The following is a 1,738-nucleotide window of genomic DNA, read 5'->3' as shown; positions in this document are numbered from 1 at the left end:
GCGGCCCATCGCGCGGCGGCGGGCCCGTTCGCGCGGCTGATGGGCGGGTTTCGCGCGATGAAGCGCTTCGGCTTTCGCGCGCGCTCGCTGTATTTCGTCGAAGGCGCCGAGCGCTGGTTCAGCTGGGACGATCCGGTCGCGCTCGCGGAAGAAGGGCGCGCGTTCGCCGACTGGTGCCGGATGCACCGGATCGCGGTCGTGTTGCTGATGCATCCCGACGACGCGTACGCGGGCGCCGACGACGCGCTGACCGACGATCCGCCGCTCGTGCGCGAAGCGCGCCGCACGCGGCGCAGCGGCTTTCACAGTGTGTGCGCGGGCGTCGCGCAGCTGCAGCGCACGCATGGCGAGCTGCTGTGGGTCGTCGATTTCTGGCGTTCAGGCGACACGCTGGCCGCGGGCGAGGTGCGGCCGCTGCGCTTCGCGCCGAACGGCCGCCTGTCGGCGATCTTCGATGCCGACGCGGTCGCGGCGCCGCAACAGATGAAGCTCGCGAGCGACGAGGATCGGGTCGTCGTCAGTCGCGCGGTGGTCGAGCGCGAGCAGTGGGTGCCGAACGACTGGGAGATCGTCGACGACAACGCGGCGGTCGTCGCCGCGTGCGCGAGGGCGCAGGCCGCGACCGCCGTGCTCGCGTTCCGCACGCGCGCACAGCTCGAGGCGCTGTGCGCGGACGTGCACACGCTGCGGCGACAGTGCGGCGGCGCGCTGAAGATCACGATCGTCGAGCGCGGCGAGGTGCTGCGCCATCAATTCGAGATGCTGGTGCTGAGCCTCGGCGCGAACAGCGTCGTCGGGCGCGACCTGCCGTTCTCTCGGCTGCAGGCTGCCGTGCGTTCGCTGCACGGCCAGCTCCATGCGCGGCCGGTCGCGACCGACTACCGCGCGGCGCTCGCCGCCGCGCTCGGCGACACGGTGCTCGGCTACCTGCCGGTCGGTTCGTTCTGCCTGCGGATCCGCGCGGTGCTCGATCGCGGCGCGGTGCTCGCGCTGCCGCACACGCTCGCGAAGATGACGCTGCTGCCGGGCGTCGCGCACGTCGATGCGCTGCGCCACTGCCAGCCGCGCCGCGCGGGCGACGTGGTGACGGCGGACGCGAAGCACCTCTATGTATTCCTGTTCGCGTGCGAACCTGCCGATGCGGACGAGGCGCTCAAGCGGATCTTCAACGTGCCGGTCGAGACGGTGTCCGACCGGATCGTGCTGCTCGCGCACGGCAGCATCAACGCCGAGCTGAACGCGCTGAAGACGGAGAACCGGCGCGCGCCGATCGCCGACTACAGCGACCTGTTCGCGGCCATGCGTCCGCCGGCCGATGCGCTGGCCGTACGGGCCGCTGCGCAGGCGGCGACGCTGCCGGTTGGCGCCGTGCCCGAGGCGTCCGCGAGTGGTGCCGGGGCACCGTCGGCTCAGTCGGCACCGTCGGCACCGTCGGCCGCTCCGATCGAACTGCTGCAGTCAGCGCCGTCGAACGCGACCGGCGAGCCTGCGATGCCCGACATGCCCGCCGCGCCGCGCGCGCGCGGCGCCACCCGCAGTGCAATGCCGCTGCGCAAGCCGGAGGCCTCATGATTGCCGACATCGTCATCGGATTTTTCGTCGGCATCGCGATCGCGGTGCCGGTCTGGGTCGTCGCCCGGCACTTCGGTTTCGGCCGCAGCTTCCATGCGCCGCGGCGGATCGACCGCCACGACGCGGTGCCGTGCGAGATCGTGCCGATCGCGCTGCGCGGGCGGCG

1 protein-coding gene is annotated in these 1,738 nt (G+C 72.5%); it reads left to right on the top strand.

The window, feature by feature from the left end:
- Positions 1-1,572 (top strand): cellulose biosynthesis protein BcsE (gene bcsE / locus G3N94_RS41150; protein ID WP_205799887.1); only part of this gene is annotated, 1,572 nt, incomplete at its 5' end.
- Positions 1,573-1,738 lie beyond the last annotated feature (166 nt).

Source organism: Burkholderia sp. Ac-20353, from assembly GCF_017104785.1.
GTDB lineage: Bacteria > Pseudomonadota > Gammaproteobacteria > Burkholderiales > Burkholderiaceae > Burkholderia.
The sequence above is the reverse complement of the archived record's forward strand: the minus strand, read 5'-3'. Positions and strand labels throughout refer to the sequence as shown.